16 protein-coding genes are annotated in these 19,351 nt (G+C 59.7%); 11 read left to right on the top strand and 5 right to left on the bottom strand.

Features of this window, described 5'->3' with window-relative positions; translation table 11 throughout:
* Positions 1 to 12 precede the first annotated feature (12 nt).
* The 4 genes from VGL70_02400 (at position 13) to VGL70_02385 (ending at position 3,631) form a co-directional block, all read left to right on the top strand.
* Positions 13 to 1,017, top strand: a complete 1,005-nt coding sequence (locus VGL70_02400) for an ABC transporter substrate-binding protein (protein ID HEY3302368.1) — start codon at positions 13 to 15, stop codon at positions 1,015 to 1,017.
* Positions 1,018 to 1,066: 49 nt separating this feature from the next.
* The gene (locus VGL70_02395; protein ID HEY3302367.1) at positions 1,067 to 1,774 is read left to right on the top strand and encodes an iron-containing redox enzyme family protein; all 708 of its coding nucleotides are present in this window, start codon (positions 1,067 to 1,069) and stop codon (positions 1,772 to 1,774) included.
* Between the two features lie 34 nt (positions 1,775 to 1,808).
* Entirely contained in the window at positions 1,809 to 2,753 is a 945-nt protein-coding gene (locus tag VGL70_02390; protein ID HEY3302366.1) for an ABC transporter substrate-binding protein, read from the top strand.
* A gap of 92 nt (positions 2,754 to 2,845) precedes the next feature.
* On the top strand, positions 2,846 to 3,631 hold the full coding sequence (locus VGL70_02385) for a hypothetical protein (GenBank protein ID HEY3302365.1): 786 nt from the start codon (positions 2,846 to 2,848) through the stop codon (positions 3,629 to 3,631).
* A gap of 395 nt (positions 3,632 to 4,026) precedes the next feature.
* Here the strand turns inward: VGL70_02385 and tcuA are convergent, their stop codons facing one another.
* Positions 4,027 to 5,538, bottom strand: coding sequence for an FAD-dependent tricarballylate dehydrogenase TcuA (tcuA, locus tag VGL70_02380; protein ID HEY3302364.1), 1,512 nt, complete (start codon positions 5,536 to 5,538; stop codon positions 4,027 to 4,029).
* Positions 5,539 to 5,861: 323 nt separating this feature from the next.
* On the opposite strand from tcuA, the gene VGL70_02375 reads away from it, so the two are divergent.
* Together VGL70_02375 and VGL70_02370 are read left to right on the top strand one after the other, a co-directional pair.
* Positions 5,862 to 6,884, top strand: a complete 1,023-nt coding sequence (locus VGL70_02375) for an ABC transporter substrate-binding protein (protein ID HEY3302363.1) — start codon at positions 5,862 to 5,864, stop codon at positions 6,882 to 6,884.
* Positions 6,885 to 6,889: 5 nt separating this feature from the next.
* A complete protein-coding gene (locus VGL70_02370) occupies positions 6,890 to 8,572 on the top strand; it encodes a thiamine pyrophosphate-binding protein (protein HEY3302362.1) in 1,683 nt (560 codons plus the stop codon).
* Positions 8,573 to 8,654: 82 nt separating this feature from the next.
* Here the strand turns inward: VGL70_02370 and VGL70_02365 are convergent, their stop codons facing one another.
* Positions 8,655 to 10,067, bottom strand: coding sequence for an MmgE/PrpD family protein (locus VGL70_02365; protein HEY3302361.1), 1,413 nt, complete (start codon positions 10,065 to 10,067; stop codon positions 8,655 to 8,657).
* A gap of 133 nt (positions 10,068 to 10,200) precedes the next feature.
* On the opposite strand from VGL70_02365, the gene VGL70_02360 reads away from it, so the two are divergent.
* Positions 10,201 to 11,301, top strand: a complete 1,101-nt coding sequence (locus VGL70_02360; protein ID HEY3302360.1) for a hypothetical protein — start codon at positions 10,201 to 10,203, stop codon at positions 11,299 to 11,301.
* Between the two features lie 111 nt (positions 11,302 to 11,412).
* Complete coding sequence (locus tag VGL70_02355) at positions 11,413 to 13,356, top strand: tripartite tricarboxylate transporter permease (protein HEY3302359.1); 1,944 nt, start codon at positions 11,413 to 11,415, stop codon at positions 13,354 to 13,356.
* Between the two features lie 96 nt (positions 13,357 to 13,452).
* Here VGL70_02355 and VGL70_02350 read toward each other — a convergent pair whose 3' ends face one another.
* From VGL70_02350 to VGL70_02340, 3 genes are read right to left on the bottom strand one after another with little or no spacing between them, the layout of a single operon-like run.
* On the bottom strand, positions 13,453 to 14,184 hold the full coding sequence (locus VGL70_02350; GenBank protein HEY3302358.1) for an ABC transporter substrate-binding protein: 732 nt from the start codon (positions 14,182 to 14,184) through the stop codon (positions 13,453 to 13,455).
* A 6-nt stretch (positions 14,185 to 14,190) separates the two neighbouring features.
* Positions 14,191 to 15,324, bottom strand: coding sequence for a hypothetical protein (locus VGL70_02345; protein HEY3302357.1), 1,134 nt, complete (start codon positions 15,322 to 15,324; stop codon positions 14,191 to 14,193).
* Positions 15,321 to 15,548, bottom strand: coding sequence for a hypothetical protein (locus VGL70_02340; GenBank protein HEY3302356.1), 228 nt, complete (start codon positions 15,546 to 15,548; stop codon positions 15,321 to 15,323). Before VGL70_02340 ends, VGL70_02345 begins: the two co-directional genes overlap by 4 nt.
* 218 nt (positions 15,549 to 15,766) lie before the next feature.
* Between VGL70_02340 and VGL70_02335 the strand changes: the two genes are divergently transcribed.
* The 3 genes from VGL70_02335 (at position 15,767) to VGL70_02325 (ending at position 19,209) form a co-directional block, all read left to right on the top strand.
* A complete protein-coding gene (locus tag VGL70_02335) occupies positions 15,767 to 16,240 on the top strand; it encodes a VOC family protein (protein HEY3302355.1) in 474 nt (157 codons plus the stop codon).
* Between the two features lie 189 nt (positions 16,241 to 16,429).
* Entirely contained in the window at positions 16,430 to 17,308 is an 879-nt protein-coding gene (locus VGL70_02330) for a hypothetical protein (protein ID HEY3302354.1), read from the top strand.
* Between the two features lie 221 nt (positions 17,309 to 17,529).
* Positions 17,530 to 19,209, top strand: coding sequence for a carboxypeptidase regulatory-like domain-containing protein (locus VGL70_02325; GenBank protein HEY3302353.1), 1,680 nt, complete (start codon positions 17,530 to 17,532; stop codon positions 19,207 to 19,209).
* Positions 19,210 to 19,351: the final 142 nt, after the last annotated feature.

The raw sequence follows: 19,351 nt of genomic DNA, 5'->3' as shown, positions 1-19,351 counted from the left end.
GGAGGAGAAGACATGAAGCCAAAACATAATCTCCTTTTTTGGGCGCTCCTTCTCTGGCCCGCTTTCTGTTTCGCGCAAGCGACGGACAACGTCGAGCAGGCGAAGAAGGAAGGCGAGGTCATTCTCTACACGACCATGACGGTGGTGGACTTCGAAGCGTTCAGCAAAGCGGCAAAGGAAAAATATCCCTTTCTCAACATCCGTCACGTTTACCTGAGCTCGGCCCGACAGGCGGCGCGGGTCATGCAAGAGCATCGGGCGGGAAGGGTGCAGGCGGACGTTTTGGGAAACAGCCTGGAGACGATGCTCTACTTCAAGCAGCAAGGGGTTCTCTCCGCCCACCGCTCCGCGGAAACCAAGAATCTCATCAGCGGAAGCTCGGATCCCGACGGTTACTGGTCGGGCATGACCACCGATTTGCTCATCACCGGCTTTAATCCTAAGATGATCTCGAAGGCGGCGGCGCCGAAAAATTACGATGAATATCTCAAGCCGCAATTCAAAGGGCAGATGGCCGTCAATCGTGGAGTCCCGTATCCCTTTACCGGTATGATCTCTCTGCGCGGCGAGGAGCAGGGAGCGGCTTATCTCAAAAAGTTGAGCCAACAGGAGTTGAGGCTGGTGGAAGGCTACACTCACATGGTCAATCTCCTGGCCGCGGGCGAATACCCTCTGACCATTTTTGCGCAGGTATCCAAGGTCGATGCGATGAAACGAAAAGGGGCGCCCGTCGATTGGCTTCCCAGCTCTCCCACGTTCGCAACGATCTCCACGGTCGCGGCGGTGAGAAACCCGCTCCATCCGGCCGCCGCGCGCCTGCTGGTCGATTTTTATCTCTCTCAGGAGGGGCAGCAGGCGCTGGCCAGAGCCGGGAAGATCCCATTGCGGCGCGGCGTCAAGAGCCCCTCCAAGGATATCGACCAGCTTCTCGAGAGCGATAATCTGCACGTGATTAAGCCGGAAGGGGACTACAGCCGGTATATGAAGCTTTACAACGAGTTTCTTGCCGTGAGATGAATGTCGGAGCAACGGCAGAGGCGGGTTTGAAAATCCAAGGCCTGGAGGCATGATGTCCCGTTCGGAGCAATTACGCGCGGAGCTGGACCGAATGGTCAACGCGCAGTTTGAGACGCCTGAGTTCATGCGCTTTCTCGCCATCCGCTATAATCTGAATCGGGCCCGTTTTCTGGCGCTGCACATGGCGTTCTACACGAGCAACCGGAGAGACTGCTGGGGCTACGTGTCGGGCGCGAGCCCGCTCGACGTCAAGCGGGTCATCTGGCAGCACGAGCAGGACGAGCTCGTGAGCGACCCGCGGTGCGACACGGATCATTATTCGCTCCAGATCAAGGAATGCGAGCTGCTGGGAATCGCCCCGGAGGAGGTCGCGCGGGCCGAGCCTATTCCCCAGGCGCGCGCCGCCCAGTATGCGTGGGTCTATCTCGCCACGCGACAGGATTGGCTCGCGGCGCTCGCTTCTTCGTCGATCCTCGAGAGGAGAAACAACAACCAGATCGTCAAAGGCGGAGGGCTTTCCTATCGCATCGGCCAAAAGTGGCGTGCCGAGCTCGGTCTCGACTGGAAGGACATGCCCTCGGTCGATGTGCACAAGGCGGCGGACCGCGAGCACTCGGATATGATGTGGAGCGTGTTCGAGCGCTACGTCGTAGACGACGGCAGTTACGACTCGGTGATTAACGGCGCGCGGGAATCGCTGCAGATCGACCGGGCGTTTCGCGGCGCGCTGGCGGATGAGATGGAAAGGATCAAGTAAACCGAAGTAGGAATCATCTCGGATAGGAGTAGCAGTGCGGTCCGCAATTTTATGCCTCGTTTGGCTCTTTATCTTCGCCCTGAGCACTCCCGCCGCGTCGCCGGGCGCTCAGGCGCAAAAGGTCAGGCTCTCTTATTCCAGCCGCAGCAACTCGGTCACGCCGTTCCAGGTCGCGGCGGTGAGGGGATATTTCAAAGAGGAAGGCCTCGACATGGAGATGATCCAGGTGAATCCGCGGCTCGGCGCGATGGCGGTGATGAACGGCGATCTGGATTTCACCTCGACCTTCGGCAGCACGCTGCGCGGCGTCCTCCAGGGGTTGCCGCTCAAGTTCGTGGCGGTATCGGTCAAAAAGTCGGAACACTTTTTGGTCGCGCGGGGCGACATCAAAGACGTCCAGGAGCTCAAAGGCAAAAAGCTCGCCGTCTCCACGCTGCTCGGCACGGATCAGACGGCGGCGGAGGAGATTCTCCGCTCCAAGGGATTCAACCCGGCTCAGCTTCAAATCCTCGCCGTGGGCGACGCGCCGCTGCGGGCGCAGGCCCTGCGCACGGGAATGGTCGATGCCAGCTCGATTTCCTCGCCGCACGACCTGCTGCTCAAGGACGAGGGCTTCAACGTTCTCGGCGGTCCGGAAGACGTGAAGTACGCTCTGCCGACTTCCGGCATCGCCGTCGGCCATCGCTGGCTGCAAGAAAAGCCTCAGTTGGTGAAGCAGCTCCTCCGCGCCCTGCTCAAGTCGCAGAATTTTATCTTCGAGAACAAACAGGAAACCATCAACATCAGGATGCGCTGGCTCAGCCAGTCGCCGCAGATGGCCGCGCACTCGTATCAGCTTTTGTTGGTTTCCTTGGCGCGCAACGGCGAGATCACGGACTTCGAATGGGAGCGGCTGACGGAAGGGAAGAAGCCTTTGGCCGACGTAAGAGATTTTTCTCTGCTGCGCCAGGCGCAGAAGGAATTGGGAATTCGCCAATAGAGCGACGGCGCAAGGAGCCAAGAGCAGAGCGCCAAGCCTTTGTGCCATGCGCTTAGCGTTGAAGCCGACGGCTGGAGACGGGAGACGAAAGCATGAAGATCACACCGGGCGTGAAGGTGAAGCCGGCGGAAGCCAAAGCGCTGGTTGACGAGCTTTACGGCAAAGTAGCGAAGCGCTGGGAAGCGCGGGTGACCCGCTCTCCGTTCATGCAGCAGCTCATGACCGGCAAGCTGCCGCTTTCGACCATCCAGCTCTTTTTCACAAACTGGGGCGCCTGGACGATCGAGATCAATACTCTCACCGCCTGCTCCTATCAAAGGTTTCTGCCGTTTTTCAAAAGTCATCGGGATCTGATGGCGCCGCTCGGCGAAAAGATCGCGGACGAGTTCATCCACCCCAAGCCGCCGGGCCACTATCTCGTCATGATGCAGACCGCCAAGGCGCTGGGACTTACGGAAGAAGAAGTGTTCACGCAGCCGCTGCTCTCGGAGTTCCGCGCCAAGATCGATTTCATGCGCGGCGTCATGTACGAAGGAACCGCGGCCGAATGGTACTCCTCCGTCACAACGGAGGAGCGCATCGGCCACTGGGCGGGCGATTGGTTCAAGGCGCTGACGACTCACTACGGCTTCTCGAAAGATCAGGCGACCTATTTTTCCACCCACCACGAAGCGGACCTTGAAGAGCACGAGGAAGGCGTGATGGGCCACGGGCAATTCAATCGTACGGTTCTTCAGCGGCTTCTCCAGGACGGCATCGCGGAAGAGCGGCCGACTTATGGCATGGAATATTGCGCGATGACCTCGGTCGATCTCCACGCCGTCATGCAGCGCACGGTGTTAGAAGAGGCGGAGCGGTTGAAAGGGAAGTCCGCCTAAGTCCTATAGGCTAATTTCGCACCCGATCGAGACCTCGGGGCGCCGAGTGAGCGGAGGGAACAGGAAGGTTCGCTCTGCATTCCGTTTCCCAGGTGGAACAGTCGCGTGCCGGGAGAGGCCGCGCCCGGGCCTCGGTGACATCAGCTCGGGCAAGGACATATCGATTAATCGATACCGGCTCAAGGCCCCCGAGCTGCTTGCCGAAGCGGAAAAAGGGAAAAATGGAAGTCGATCCCGTAAGCGGCGAAGTTGCAGAAATTGGCTCAACGCGTCCTGGAGCAGCCTCCGGACGTTCTCGCGCGCGTGAAGAAGCTCAGGGGGAACTGAAGTAAGGATCGGGAATTTGCGGCGAAGTTCAAAAGAGTCACCGGGTCTGATCCGGAACTTACGCCATCTCACTTCTCGAGATGTTCCGGATGTGCGGTTGCATATCCGGCGGCCCCTCGACCGGAGAGGCGGCCAAAGACCGCCCCGGACATGAGTCCCGAGGCGCCGGGATAGTTGAAATAGAAGATCCCTCCGACCAGCTCGCCTGCGCCATAGAGACCCGGAATCGGACGGTTTTCCGTGTCGAGAACTTCTCCCTTCGAAGAGACCCTGAGCCCGCCGAATGTAAACGTGATGCCCGTCGTCACGGCAAATCCCACGAAGGGAGGCGCGTCGATCGGCAGAGCCCAATTGGTTTTCGGCGGAGAAATTCCCGCCGTCCTCTTTCCATCCAGAATGGCCGGGTTGAATTCACCCGGTTGTACCGCGGCGTTGAACTCCCGCACGGTGCGAGCCAAGCCTTCCGCGTCGATCTCGAGCTTCTTCGCGAGCTCTTCGATCGTGGGAGCCTCTGCCTTGGTGACCTCGCGAATCCGGTACTCATCGCGCAATAGAGGCAATGTTTTCGAATCGAAGATTTGAAAGGCGGCTCGCTGTGGTTGGGTGAGGATGCGCCGGCCGTACTCAGCGTAAGTATAATTTCGAAAGTCCGCCCCTTCGTCGAGAAAGCGCTGTCCCTCGATATTGACGATGATCCCGAGGGGATAGGAGTGCTTTTGAAAAAGCTCTCCAACCCTCCGGTCGCCGAACGGAGGCGCGTTGAGATCCCACGCAACCGCGTGGCACGAGCTCCAATGGCCGAATGGTTGCGCCCCGATGTCGAGGGCCATCTTGATGCCGTCGCCGGTGTTGTAGGGCGTGCCGCGGACTTTGGCGAGCTCCCAGTCCTTGCCTAAATATCGGCAACGCCACTCGGCGTTGGCCTCGAATCCTCCCGCCGCCAGCACGACGGCCGGAGTATTAATCTCATAAAAACCCTGAGCGCCCCGAATCTCGATCCCGGTGATTCTGCCGTTCCTGGATATGAGCAGCCGCGTCGCCTTCGAGCCATAGCGTATTTCGATGCCATCCTTGGCCGCGCGCTCGAACAGAGCGCCGACGAGGCCGGGACCGCCTCCGATCGCTTCGACCACGAGGCCGCCCCAGAAGCGAAATTTCTCCTTCACCCGGAAGGCCTGGCGGCCAAAGGCGAGAGTCCAACGCACCCCCTTGCCCCGCAGCCACTGCATGGTAGGAAAGGACTCGCGGATCAGAGTCAGAGCGAGGTCGGCATCCGTGAGATACTCCGTGATTCGAAGCATGTCGTTGTAGAACAGATCTTCCGTATAGGGCTCGACCTCGATCGAGCGAAGCTCCGCTTCGGACAGGTCGGGGATCAAGGCTTTGATGTCGTCGATGCCCTTAAAGGCGAAGCGCAAGATGCCGCCGGTGAAAAAGGAATTTCCGCCGCGCCACTCCTCCGGGGCCTTCTCCACGATCAGCACGGAAGCTCCGGCCTCTCGGGCGGAGAGCGCCGCGCACAGGGCGGCATTGCCGCTGCCGACGACGACCACGTCAAAGTTCTTCTTCGATTCTTCCATTCTCGTTCGCTCGACGACGGCGGGTGTTCGTACTGAAACTTTTCCGTTCAGTTTGTCTTATGGCAAATTCGCCGGTCCTTGACAACTCGATTCAGCCTCAGGCAAAAGGAGCCAGGACGAGTGTGCAGTTCTCCGGAACTCTGGGACTTACTCGCGCCAAGCCTGTCCTGAGCAAAGCCGAAGGGACGCCAAGAACGCAAAGTGAAAAGAATTTTTTCTTGGCGGCCTTTGCGCCTTTGCGCGAGACAATCTGAGACCGACGGGGGTGCGACGTGCACCCCTAGGCACGAAGTCTCGAAGGAGACAAGAAAAGGAAGCGAGAGATGCAAGACAAAAAAGTCGGAGCTATATGGCTCGGTGTTTTGCTGCTGGCGATTTTCGCCCACCTTGCGCGGGCGCAGGAGGCGCCGAAAAAATTATTAGTCGCCCACGCGGGATTGATCTCCACGCATTCGAGCGTTTGGCTGGCCGAGGGTCAGGGCTTTTTTAAGAAGCATGGGCTCGACGTGACCTCGGTTTTTACCGGCAGCGGCTCGGTGACCTCTCAAGCGCTGGTCGCCGGAGAGGCCAAATTGGCTTCGACCAGTGTCGGTCCCACCGCGGGCGCGGTGGGAGCGGGCGCCGACCTCGTGATCGTGGCGGGAACCATCCATATCCTCCCCTATCAGTTTTGGGTTCTGGCCCAGGTGCGCCAGCCGGCGGATCTGAAGGGAAAGAGAGTCGCCATCAGCACTTTCGGCTCGGGCAGCCACCTCGCGGCCGAAGTGGCCCTCCAACAGCTCGGTTTGGATCCCGTGCGCGACAAGATCGCGATCATGCAGGTGGGCACCCAGCAGGATCGGGTCGCGGCTCTGGTTACCGGCAGAATCGAGGCGACAGCCTTGGAGCCCGGATTCGGCGATGCCGTGCGGGATAAGGGGCTCACCGTGATGGCCGACCTCACCAAGACCGACGCTCCTTACCTGAATACGGTCATCGTCGCTTCCCGGCGCTTTGCCAAAGAGAATCCGCAGATCATCGAGTCCTTTCTCAAAGGCACGATCGACGGCCTGGCTTTTTTGTCTAACCCGGCCAATGAGAAAACGGTGAAGGGCATGCTCGCGCGGCGCTTGAAGCTCACCACGCCGCAAAGCATTCAGATCATGTACGATACGACTTTGGAAATCCATGCGAAGACCAAGGTTCCAAACGCGCCGCTCCCGGGGGTCCAGAACATGATCGATGCTCTATTGAGGATCAATCCCCGCATGGCCAAGCTCAAGGCGGCGGAGATGGTCGACAACTCCTTCATAGAACGACTGGAGAAGTCGGGTTATCTGCAGGAAGCCATGAAAAGGAACCGTTAGGAACCGTGGCCCGCGTCACCGGAAGCCAGCTCATCTGTCGCGCGCTCATGCTCGCAGGCGTGAGAAATATTTTCGCCTTGGCCGGCGATCATATTCTCCCGGTGCTCGACGCGATGGCGGATCAGGACTTCCGCATCTTCGACACGCGTCACGAGCAGGCGGCGGTCCACATGGCGGACGCCTGGAGTCGAATCACCGAACAGCCGGGCGTCTGCATGTACACCACGCCGGGCTTCGCCAACGCGATTCCCGGCCTCGCCAATGCCATGCACAGCGAAGCCCCGGTCATCTCCATCGCCGGCTCGGCCGACCTGCCCGACCTGGGACGGGGCGCCCAGCAGGAAATCGATCAGGTGGGCATGGCCGCGCCCATCGCCAAGGGTTCGTTCATGGTCGATGACGTCCTGAGGATTCCCGAGTCCATCGCGCGCGCGCTGCGCCTGGCTTTCAGCGGCCGACGCGGGCCGGTGCACTTGACGATACCGATCGATGTCCAGGAAAAAAGCGTGGATGAAAACGAGGTCGTATCCGCCCGAACGGATGACTACCGCCCGAAAACTAAAGTGCTGCCGGCCGACCCGGAGCTTGTCCGCCGGGCTATCGGGCTCTTGCGCCAGGCCGAGAGGCCCCTGGTCCTCGCCGGCAGCGCCGCGGGTTATACCCTCTCCGGAGAGTCGCTCAGGCGCTTCGTCGAAACGACCCGCCTTCCGCTTTTGACGGAAGAGCAATCGCGCGGCTTGATCTCCGACGATCACCCGTATGTCTTTGGTTTTTTTGAGAGGGGCTTGAATCGCGCCGCCGCCAAGATTCGCGACGCCGATGTAGTCGTGCTCTTGGGCCGTAAACAGGACTTTACCATCGGCTTCTGCCGTCCGCCTCACGTCGCGGCCGATGCCAGGATCATCCAGATCGATCCTTCCGCTCCCGAGATCGGCCGCAATCGGGAGGTTGCAGTCGGCATGGTTGGAGACGTCGGCGGCGTTTTGGATCAGATGACGAGAGAAGCCGCCGATCACGCGTGGCAGGATCTGCCGTGGTTGGAGGAGCTCAGGGCCGTGCGCGCGGCGCAGGCGGCGTGGGCGGAAAATCTGGCCCGCCCGGAAACTCCGATGCACGCCCTGTTCGTTCACAAGACGCTCAAATCGCTCCTCCGCCCAGACGACTGCCTCGTGTTCGACGGCGGCGACTTCTGCCACTTCGGGCGGTCTTTTCTCCCCGCGCTCGAGCCAAAGCGCTGGTTTTATGTTTCGAGCCTGGGGATGCTTGGCTCGGCGCTGCCTACGGCTCTGGCCGCCAAGGCGGCCTACCCGGACTCGCGAGTGGTTATGCTCACCGGCGACGGGGCTTTCGGTTTCAACGCGATGGAATTCGACACCGCCGTGCGTCACAAGCTCAACGTCGTGGCCATATTGGGCAACGACTCCGCGTGGGGCATCGACCGGCAAATCCAGCTTGGCCTGTATGGCCGTCCCGTCGCCACCGAATTGCGACAGTCGCGCTACGATCAGGTCGTGCACGGCCTGGGTGGTTACGGCGAGTTTGTCGAGCGCGCGGAAGATCTGGGACCCGCGTTGCAGCGCGCCTTTGCCGCGGGACGGCCGGCGTTGCTGAACGTCGCGGTCGAACGCGCCATCAGCCCGCGAGCCGAAGCCGCCATCGGCCGGCGCAAGCTCGCCGGGTTACAATGAATCTGGCGGCCGCGAATCTCTTGTCGCAATTACCAGGGGTCCCGTAATTGATTCCGAGGCGCAGCTCGCACGTCGGCGCAACTCAACCCTTCGTCACCCGACAAACCTCGACAAGCTCGTTGACATCCTTAGGCGACGAGAGCCGGCTGCAAAGCTCCAGCAACCGGCGGGGAGTCTCCGGCGGAGTCAATTCCTCCATCAGCAATGCCATCTTTTCTACCAGCTCGGCTTCGCTCAAAGGCGCATCGGGATGGCCTCTAGGCTGATGGATTATGATCTCTTCAGTCCGGCCATCGATGAGTTCCGCCACGAGTCGCACCCCGAGAATTCCCTCCGTGTCGAGCGCCCGGTCCCTTTCGGGGTCGCGAATCAGCGCGATCTTAGAAATGACAGCCTTGACCTCGGCTGTTTCCCAGGGCGCGTCTTCATACTCGCGAAGAGTCAGCCTGCCGCGCAAGAGCGCCATCGCCGCAACGTAAGGGGTGCTGTGATCCGCAGCCTCCCGGCTTGTAGGCGCGAACGCTTCCGGCGAACCCTGCACCCCGCTGCACACGTTTCGGTGACCATAGAGAGTGAGCTTGAGGATTTGATCGGCGCGAATGCCTTCGCGATAGAGGCGAAGCACGGCCTCGATTGCCGCCTGCGTGTAAAGCTGCGCTGGATAGGCTTTAATCATGTTTCGAGCGGTCGTCCAGCGGCGGCCGAGTTTCTCTACACAAGTCGTTTCGATCTTTTCAGGCGTTGCAGATGAGAGACGACTCAAAGAGGAGAAAACCGTCTCCAAAGCATCCTCAGTGGCTGTCACGCCGAGCGCGGCCAACTCTGCCGCCTCCAGTGTACGCTGCAGGACCAGTCCCACCGCGACACCCTTGATCATCGGGACTTTGTGCCCCGGCCTCAGCCAGGTGTTCAGGACCGTGCCCGTCGCGACAGAGAGACCGCAGGCGTGCGCGGCTTCCACCGGCGTTGCCCCAATGAGACGAGCGGCGACGATGGGAACTACCCAGGCTACGTTCGTCTCCGCATGGAGGCCGCAGTCCCAGAAGTTGAAAGATTCCGCCAACGCGCCTTGAAGCTCATAGGACGCTACCAGGCAGGCAAGCAGATCCTCTCCGCTGCGCTCATACTTCTCGGCGAGAGCCAACAGCGCCGGCGTGCCATCGCTAAAGTGGCCGGAGGGGCCGCCGCGGCTGAAAACGTAAATGTCGTTGGCGTCCAGATATCGAACCATGGTGCCATTGACCAGCGCGGCCGGCCCGGCCGGGACTTTTCGATCCGTCCCTATGAGCGTCGCTTCCGCACGACCGCCCGCTTCGACGGCATAACTCCGCACCGCATGAGCGGCTCGGGTATCATACGCCCCAATGGCGCAAGCCATCGTATCGGCCAGATGCCGGCGTGCCGCGGTCATGACCTCACGTGGTATGGAATCGTACCTCAGAGAAAAAACGTAGTCGGCAAAAATTTGCGCGAGGGTTTTCAAATCTCTCTCCATCCGCAATGATCTCCAGGCGAGCTGATAATAATAGGTAAAGCACCCTTGCTTCAAGTTCGAGTGAAATCGCCTGCTCTTGACAGGACAAGAGACAAGGCAGTATGGGAGGGAAAATCACTTGGGAGGGCCTGACGTGAAAAAAATCCGTTTTAAAGTTGAACGATCGATCTGGCGATGGCTCGCTGTTTTGGGATTAGCGCTGGCACCAACGACCCAGGCGCTGGGAGCGGCTCCCTACTACGAGGGGAAGACGATCGAAATCATTATTCCTTTTCCCGTCGCAGGCGGGTCCGATATCTGGATCCGCACCATAGGACCCTATCTTGAGAAACAGATCCCGGGCAACCCCAAGCTCAACTACCGCAACGTCGCCGGCGGCAGGAGCATCCCGGGCATGATGGAGTTCGCCCAGAAGGCCAAGGCGGACGGCCTGATGTTGCTCGTCAGCTCGGCGACCAATTACTTTCCGGTTCTGCTGGGAGACAAGGCCGCCAAGTACGACTTTCGCCAGTGGAAGCCTCTGCTCGTGAACCCCGTGGGAGGCGTTATGTATGCTTCTCCGGCCGCGGGTGTCAAACGGGTGGAGGATCTCGCCAGGGCCAAGAATCTGATTTACGGCGGGATCAGCGCTATTGGGCTCGATATGATCCCTCTAATCACTTTTGAGCTGTTAGAGCTGGACGCAAAAGGGGTGCTTGGTTTCAAAGGCAGGGGAGAGGCGCGGATCGCGTTCGAGCGCGGGGAAACCAACATCGACTACCAGACGACGCCCGCCTATAACGCACAGGTGGTTCCTCTGATCAAGGAAGGGAAGGCCATCCCGCTAATGACCTTCGGCCAGCTCGACGAGAACGGAAACATCGTCAGGGACCCGGCTGTGCCTGATCTCCCGACGGTTCCCGAAGTCTACGAGAAGCTCAAGGGAAAAAAGCCTTCCGGCAAATTCTGGGACACTTACCAGGTCTTTATGCCGTCCGCGTTTGCGGTGCAGAAGATTCTCTGGGTGAAAGCGGACGCCCCCGCGGAGGTGCTGAAGGTCTTTTATGCGGCTGCGGACCGTCTTGAGAAGGACAAGGAGTTTCTCGCCAAAACCGACAAGATTCTAGGCGGCTATCCGCTCTTGCGCGGCGATCGGCTCGAGAAAACCATCCAACAGGCATTCCAGATCGACTCGGACACCCAGAGTTTCGTCAAGCAGTGGGCGGGAAAGAAGTACCACGTCAAATTCGACTAGCAAAGATTGGAGTACTGGAGTCGTGGAGTAATGGAGTGATGCATTCAAAGCGCAACGCTCCAATACTCCTATACTCCAACGCCCCATTTCGCTCCTGCTAATTGCTCAGACATGTGGGAGGCCGCCTTAATCGCCCTGGAGCGATTCGCCAGTGTTTCTCATCTGGCTATGCTCCTGGCGGGCGTCTTGGCCGGCACGATCATAGGCATCCTGCCGGGGCTGGGCGGCATCGCCTGCGTAGCCATCCTGCTCCCTTTCATTTACACCCTTGATGTCCACACGGCGATGGTCCTTCTGATCGGATCGCTGGCGGTGGTCCATACGTCGGATACGATCACTTCAGTGTTGATTGGAACTCCCGGTTCCGCAGCGGCGGCCGCGACAATTCTGGATGGCCATCCTCTGGCAAAGCAGGGCCAGGCGGCCAGGGCCTTGAGCGCCGCTTTCTTGTCCTCGTTGATCGGCGGCCTGATCGGCACCCTCTTTTTGACTCTCTCGCTCCCCATCGCGCGGCCTCTGGTTCTACTCTTTGGCTCGCCCGAGTTGTTGATGCTCTGTGTCCTGGGCCTTTCCTTTGCGGGATTTCTGACCGGCGGCGCGCCGCTCAAAGGCGGTCTGGCGGCCTGCCTGGGACTCTTGCTCGGAAGCGTCGGCTCCGCGCCATCGGAGGCGGTCTATCGCTATACCTTCGACCAACTCTACCTGGCGGACGGGATCCCCCTGGTCGGAGTGGCACTGGGAATCTTTGGCATCACGGAGATCGTCGATCTCTTGGCCAAAGGCGGCCAGATCGCCGAGCGGGTCGACTTGGGCGAAGGATGGCTCCAGGGAATTAGAGACGTCGTGCGCCATTGGGGAATCGTAGTGCGCGGCTCCCTGATCGGCGTTTGGGCCGGAATCCTTCCCGGCATCGGCGCGACGGCGGGATCGTGGATGGCCTATGGGCACGTGGTAGCTATGAGCCGGGACAAAGAGCGCTTCGGCAAGGGAGACATTCGCGGCGTGATCGCTCCGGAGAGCGCGAACAATTCCGTCGAGGCCGGCGATCTCATCCCGACCTTGCTGTTCAGCGTTCCCGGAGGGGCGCCCGCCGCGATCCTCCTGGGCGCGCTGTATTTCTACGGTATCCAGCCCGGCCCGCGCATGGTTCAGGAGAACCTCGATCTGATTTTTACAATCATCTGGAGTTTTGCCTTCGCCAACGCTATCGGCGCCGGGCTCTGCCTTTTTCTAAGTCCCGCCCTGGCGCGGCTTACCTGGGTTCCCTTCGCTCAGTTGGCTCCGGCCATCGTGGTCACCATTTTTCTTGGCGCTTTTCAGAGCTCTCAGGACTTCGGCGATCTTTTTGCGTTGCTGGCGTTGGGACTGCTGGGTTGGCTCATGAAACAACTGGGTTGGCCGCGCGCCCCTTTTCTCGTCGGCTTTGTTTTGGCCAAGCCGACCGAACAGTATCTGTGGCTATCGATCAGCCTTTACGACCTGGCATGGCTGTTGCGCCCCGGAGTGATCGCGCTGGGCTTGTTGCTTCTAGCCTCAATATTCTGGATGATGTTCGAAAAACGCAGGGGAAAACAGCGCCCGGTCGAGGAGCCGGCTGAAGAAGGGGTTCTTTTAGGAAAGGCCCCGTCGGTGCTATTCACGCTCGCCGTTCTCGTTGTTTCCGGGGCGGCGCTTTATGAGGCGCGCTCCTTTCCCTACTTGGGCGCCATCTTTCCCGTAGCGGCTGCGGTTCCGGCCATTTTCATGGCCGCCGCACAGCTCTTTTTTGAGCTGCGCGCCCCCGGCGCGACGCCGGGGCTCGAGACGCGGGCGAAAATCAGGAGGGCCCTGGGCTATTTTTCTTCGCTCCTCTTGTTGTTTCTGATGATCTGGTTACTGGGGTTCGGCATCGCGACCGCCGTTTTCACTTTCTTCTTCCTTTATGCAGCGGTCAGAATGCGCTGGTTCCATGCTCTGATCTACACGGGCGCTCTGGTAGGCGTGGCGCTGTTCATGGGCTGGCTGCTCGGCCTCTATTGGCCGCAAAGCCTATTGCTCGGCCTATATATGGGGTGAGCCGGCTGCCAAAGGGGGTACTTCGGCAACGAGCGGCGGCGATATCCGCCGCTATCTGTTGTCCATCGCTCTGCTCGGAATGATGCCCAGAAAAAATCAAGGCGCCTTGGGCGGGATCGAGACGCCGCGAATGCCGTGCTTTTCGATCGCCCGGGCGACCAGCCCGGAGGCTTTTGCGTCTTCGATAAATTCCCTGAGATACTTTGCGCCGGCGTCGCGGCCCTTGGGAATTCCGATCGCTTGACCGATCGCCAGGAAGCGGCCGTCGAGCACGCGCGAGCCGGCAAGCTTCGCTGCGTTCGCAACGAGCGTCTGCTTCACGCCCGCCAGCGCCGCCGCCTTACCTGCGACGAGCAGCTCGAACGCCGCAGTAGGATTCGGCGCGCGCACTAATTCGGCGTGCTGAATGTTGCGGCTCAAAAAGAGATCGTAAGCGGCTCCGGCCGCTAGTGCGATACGCACTCCCTTGCGGTCGACGTCCGCGATCGCGTTAAGCGAAGACCCGGACGGGACCAGATAGGTACCTTCGATCTCGATGTAGGGAGCGGTGAAAGCGATTTCGGTCTCACGGCCCGGATCGATCGCGAGGAACGCGATGTCCCATTCGCCGCTTTTCAGCCGCTCGACCATCTTTCCCGCCGCGTCGTAACCGACCAGCTCGACCGGCAAATTGACGCGCCGCCCGATCTCGCGCGCCAGATCGACGGCCACGCCGCGGAGCTCGCCGCCGGCCGGATCTCTCGTCGCGAGCACCGGGTTGGCATAGTTGATTCCAACGCGCATCTTGCCCGTCGGCGCGAGATCGGAGCGGAGAGATGGGGAGATCATAAAGCCTCATTTGCTCCGGGCTTTCGCGGCCAGGGCCTCGTCGATGATTTTCACCGCGGGCTTCACGTCGATGAATTCGGGGCCGTCGACAAAAAAGTATTTTTTCCCGGCCACGCGCCGCACGTCCGCGGGAACTTTGTCCTTGGGGATATCGATCCGGAGCGAATCGCGGTCGCCGTGGCTTTCCTGATAAACGATCTGCCCGCGGCGCGAGAGATACCAGTTGATAAAGAGCTTGGCCGCGTTGGGATGCGGCGCCTTGTTGACCAGCGTGATCGCGCCCGCGCTGCCTCTAAGGCGCGGCATCTCCTTCAAGTCGTTGGGGTTGATGACGTCTACGGGTAGCCCCTGCGCCTTGGCGATGGTTGAAAAGCCGTCACGGCAAAAGACGCAGAGCGCCATTTTCCCGACGCCCACCCAGTCGATCGCCTGCTGGTGCTCGCGGCTGAAGACGACGTCCATCTCGCCGAAGAGCCGCCGGATGAATTCCGGCCCCAGCTCCGGATGATAATAGACGAAGCGCAGCTCGCTCGCGCCGAAGCCGGGATCGCGCGCGTCGAGGCTGACGATTTTTCCTTTCCATTTAGGCTGGAAGATGTCCCAATAGGACTTGAACTCGCCCGGCTTGGCGAGCCGGACGTTGTACGTGATGGAGAAACCTGAGACGCTCCCTTCGTTGATCAAGATGTACTTGCGCTCGGGCTCGACGTACCAGTGCTTGCCTTCCCACCACAGCGCGGGGTCCAACACTTCGGGAAGGACCAGGAGCGGCGCCAGCGGATCGAAGAGATTGTTTTTGTAAAAACCGTAGAGGGAAGTGGGGCCGCCGAGATAAACGTCCGCGAGATATTTGTCGGCCCTGCGCTCGGCGAGCAGCCGGGGCGAGATCCGGCTGCTGTTGCCGTGAACGATCATGGCCTTGATTTCGGGATAATCCTTCTGAAACTCCTCGAAGATCCGCGGATGGTAGGGTCCGAGAGCCGCGTAGATGAAGATCTGTCCTTCCTTCTTGGCCGCTTGGACGGTTCTTTCCCAGTCTGCTTGGCCTGAGATTTTTTCCGCCGCGGCGGATTCTCCCGTCCGGGTGAAAAAGAAATAAAAAAGTAGCAGGGCAAAGACAATGAGCGTCGTCGTCTTCATGGCACCTCCGCGAAGCTATCCTGCGCTGCACCGCGGATGCGATTCACCCATGGCGCAGCGCGCGCCGGCCCTGGCAAGAGCAGCTCCCAGGGCGCCACCTCGACGGCCTTGAGATCTTCGATGTAGAAATCCGTCACGCAGGGGATCTGCTGCTTCTCCTGCCAGATCTTATAGGTGTCGATCGATTCTCTCTTGCTCTGTTTTGCCGTAGGTGTTTCCGCCATTTTTTCCTCCCGCTAAAAATATAGAAAGAGCCGGCTTGAATACGCCGTCCGGGCGATGACGCGGCATCAAAGATGCGACGGGAGCGGCGCCGCCGAAGGACGGTCAGAAAATGCAGGAAATCGACGATCGCGTCAAGGGCCGTTTCGGGAGTCTTAGGTTGACACGGGACAACGCCGGCGGATAAATTGCCGCCAGATAGCGGGAAGGAGTATAGCCTATGCCGAAGATCAAAGGGCTGAGCCATGTGGTGCTTTACGTGAAAGATCTGGACAAGATGGCCGCGTTCTACCGCGACGTTCTTGGGCTCGTTCAATACCACGAGCACCCGGGGCGAATGGTTTTTCTGACGCCCGATCCCGACATTGACGATCACCAGCTCGCTCTCGCGAAAGGACGAGAAGGCGACGCCAAGATCCTCGCGCACATCGCCTGGCGCGTGGATACGCCGGCCGACGTGAAGGACTTCTACGAACAGTTCAAGTCCAAAGGCGTCCCGATCCATCACTGCGTGAGCCACGCGTACGAGGAGATGGGCAACACCGTGTCGTGTTATTTCCTCGATCCCGAAGGGAACCGCATCGAGATCTACGCTCTGGTGCCGGAGCGGAACGAAGCGCGCGGCAACCGGCCGCTCGACCTGGACAAAAGCGTGGACGAGATCATCGCCCAGGCCAGTGGGCTCGAGCGCTGAGCCCTTTTTTTCTCCCTGAGCAAGATTCTTGGTCCATTTTCGAGCGTTCTCGGGGCATCCCCAGGTCGTTTACAAGGCCGGCGGGGGCTTGCAGATAAAGAGCGGCTTTAGTATATAGAACACCCGCAAATAATATAGAACGGAGGGGGAGAACACATGAACAAAATGTATGAATCCCTTGAGGAATTAATGCAAAAGACTATTCAGCGCAGCAAAGCCACCCTGGCCATGGCCGGGGTCAAAGCGGGTACGGCTTCGGGATTGAGCGATGATCTGGAGAAGCTCGAGAAGCTGGTCGTGGATAGGCTCGGCAAATTAAAAGATGCGGTCAAGCAGGGCGAATCCTTGGCCGCGGATGAAACCCAGCGTTCCGAGCAGCTCATCGAGAGTCTCAGGGCGAATCTCGCCGTGCTGGAGGTCAAGGTCAAAGAGACGGAGGAAATCGTCGGTAGAAAAGACTCCGCCAGCCACAGCATGGAAAAAAGTCTTACCGAGAAGATCACTCTGCTGGAGACCAAGCTCAGGGATACGGAGAAGACCGTTCGTGAAAAGGAATCGACCATCCAAGTGCAGGAACAAAACCTCAATGCCAAAATCAAAGACCTCGAAAGCCAACTAAGAGCCAACGAGAAGATTCTGGCGGGCCGCCACGCGCAAATAAACGATCTCCAGTCGCAGTTGAGGTCCCTCACACACGGCATCAAGGAGATGTCTTCCTTTTTCAGACAGGCAGAAGCTTTGGCTGCCGCTGAGACGCCGGGCGCCGGCGGGGTTTCCCAAAGCGGGCAATCGAACGGAGGGGAAGAGAAATCAGCCGCCGCCCAGTTTGCTGATCCGGCTCAAGAGAATGTGCCGGCGGTCTTTTTTGACGACATAACCCGCGAACTTACCGAGGTCCTCGGGCCCATAGCGTCCATGGTCATTCGCGATCACGTAGCATCCTTCGGTGAATCCATGGAAAAATTTCCCAAGGCTCGAGTCCCTGAACTCCTGCAGATCATTAGCCAAGAGATACTGGACGAGGACCGAAAAGTCAGATTTCGCGAGCGGATAGGCGTGAACCTGTAAATTGCTGGGGAAGCCGCGCTCTAATCCCGTTCCCTTAGCGAACCGCATCGAGATCTACGTTCTGGTCGCGGAGCGAAGCACGCGGCAACCGGCCGCTCGACCTGGACAAGAGCGTCGACGAAATCGTCGCCCAGGCCGGCGGCCTGCAGAGATGAAATTAGCCATAACTTTGTCGGACGGAGTTTTTAAAACGTATGCCCTTAAGGGCGAGAGGAAAGGCGATGTTCAAACGAATTGCGCCGCAGATAGTTGTTGCGATCTTTTCACTCGCGGTTCTCTATCCCCGCTTTACTCAGGCGCAAGATAGATCAGGCACGCTGGAGGGTGTGGTCAAGAATTCGTCAGGGGCGCCGGTCTCGGGGGCGTTTGTGAAAATGAAAAACGCGGAGCGGCGTCTCTTGTTTATGATCGTTACCCAGGGGCAAGGCCGGTACTCGGCAAAACTTCTGCCTCTCGGAAAGTATGTAGTTCAGGCGATCGGCGGCGACTATCAGAGCGAGGCGTCCGCGCCGGTGGAGGTGGCAGCGGGCCGGCCGGCGACCGTGGACGTGTCGCTTACGGCGATGCGGGCGCCGCAGTTGCCTGGAGCGTGGCCGGGCAGGCGCCCGGGGGAGCGGGGCGGCGAGGCGGAGGTGGCGATGGGCGGTGGTCCGACTCTGCCGGAGGGAGCGGGCAAGCAGATCGTCGAGACGAAATGCGCGACCGGATGTCACGACGCCCAACGAGTCGTGAGAGCCCGAGCCGACCGGGGCCGCTGGGAAGAGATTATCGGGAACATGCGACTCTACGCGCAGGGCTCAACCTTCGCCAAAGATTTGACCGATCAAGAAGCTAAAGTCGTGCTGGACTACGTGGCGATGAATTTCGGCGCCAGAGAGAGAGCGGGAAGGCCGAAGCCCGACGCCAACAGCCGCTTGCCCAGGACCTTGCTCCAGGGCGAGGCCACGAAGTATGTGGCCGTGGAATATGAGCTGCCTATTCGCGACGCGGAGCCGCACGAAGTGGCGGTGGACTCCGAGGGAAACGGCTGGGTCAGCCAACGCAGGGGCGGCCACCTGGGCCGCCTGGATCTCAAGACGCTGGTCTATAGAGACATCGCTCCGCCTCCTGCGCCGTCGAAACTGGTTCGTCTGAACGGCATCAGAAGCGGTCCGAACAATAAACTCTGGGTGATGGACGGCGGACCCAACCGCCGATGGTTGAGCTATGACACGAGGGCCAAGGAATTCAGCGTCTATGAGCTGCCGAAAACCAAAACCGGCAACGCCAGCGGAAATACCATGCGCGTCCACACGAACGGAACCGTGTGGTTGAATTCCATCGCCGCCAACCAGGTCATTCGCCTGGACCCGAAGAGCAAGCAGTTCACCTTCTTCGATGTTCCAGCCGGGGTCAAGGCGGGACGGACCGCCAATCCGTATGGGATGGCGATAGCGGGCGACGGCATGATCTGGTTTGCCGAGAACACCATGAACAAGATGGGCCGAATCGACCCGGTCACGGGCAAGATCGACGAGTTCGACATCCCGGTCGGAGACTCCGTCCCGCGGAAGATGGGGGCGGACGCCGAAGGAAACCTCTGGGTCGGCCTTCATGGCGCCGGCAAGCTGATGAAGATCGATTACAAAACCGCCAAGATGACCGTCTATACGCCTCCGAGCGATGATGCCGGGCTATACCTGGCGGACGTAGACCTAAAGCACAATCTCATCTGGGTGAGCTTGCAGCACGTGGACAAGATTGCGCGCTTCGATCCTAAAACCGAAACCTGGGCGGAGTTTCCCCTGGCCAGCGCGGAGTCGGACGCGAGGAGGATCGAAGTCGACCAGAACAACCCTAACCGCATCTGGTGGTCGGGCAATCTTTCGAACCGAATGGGTTACGTCGAGCTGGTGAAATAAATAGGGGATCGCGCCAAGGAAACTTGGGAAAGGGGGAAGAGATGTAGAAAACAACTCGGAAACCTTTCAGTGAAACCTTGCAGGTAAGCAAGCCTGTCCGGGAAGGCCTAACCCGCTCCCGGAAGCGAGTCTTGCGCTGCGG

The organism is Candidatus Binatia bacterium, assembly GCA_036504975.1.
In the GTDB taxonomy this organism is placed as follows: Bacteria; Desulfobacterota; Binatia; order UBA9968; family UBA9968; genus JAJPJQ01.
Note: the sequence above shows the minus strand (reverse complement) of the source record. Positions and strands in the feature narration are given on the sequence as shown.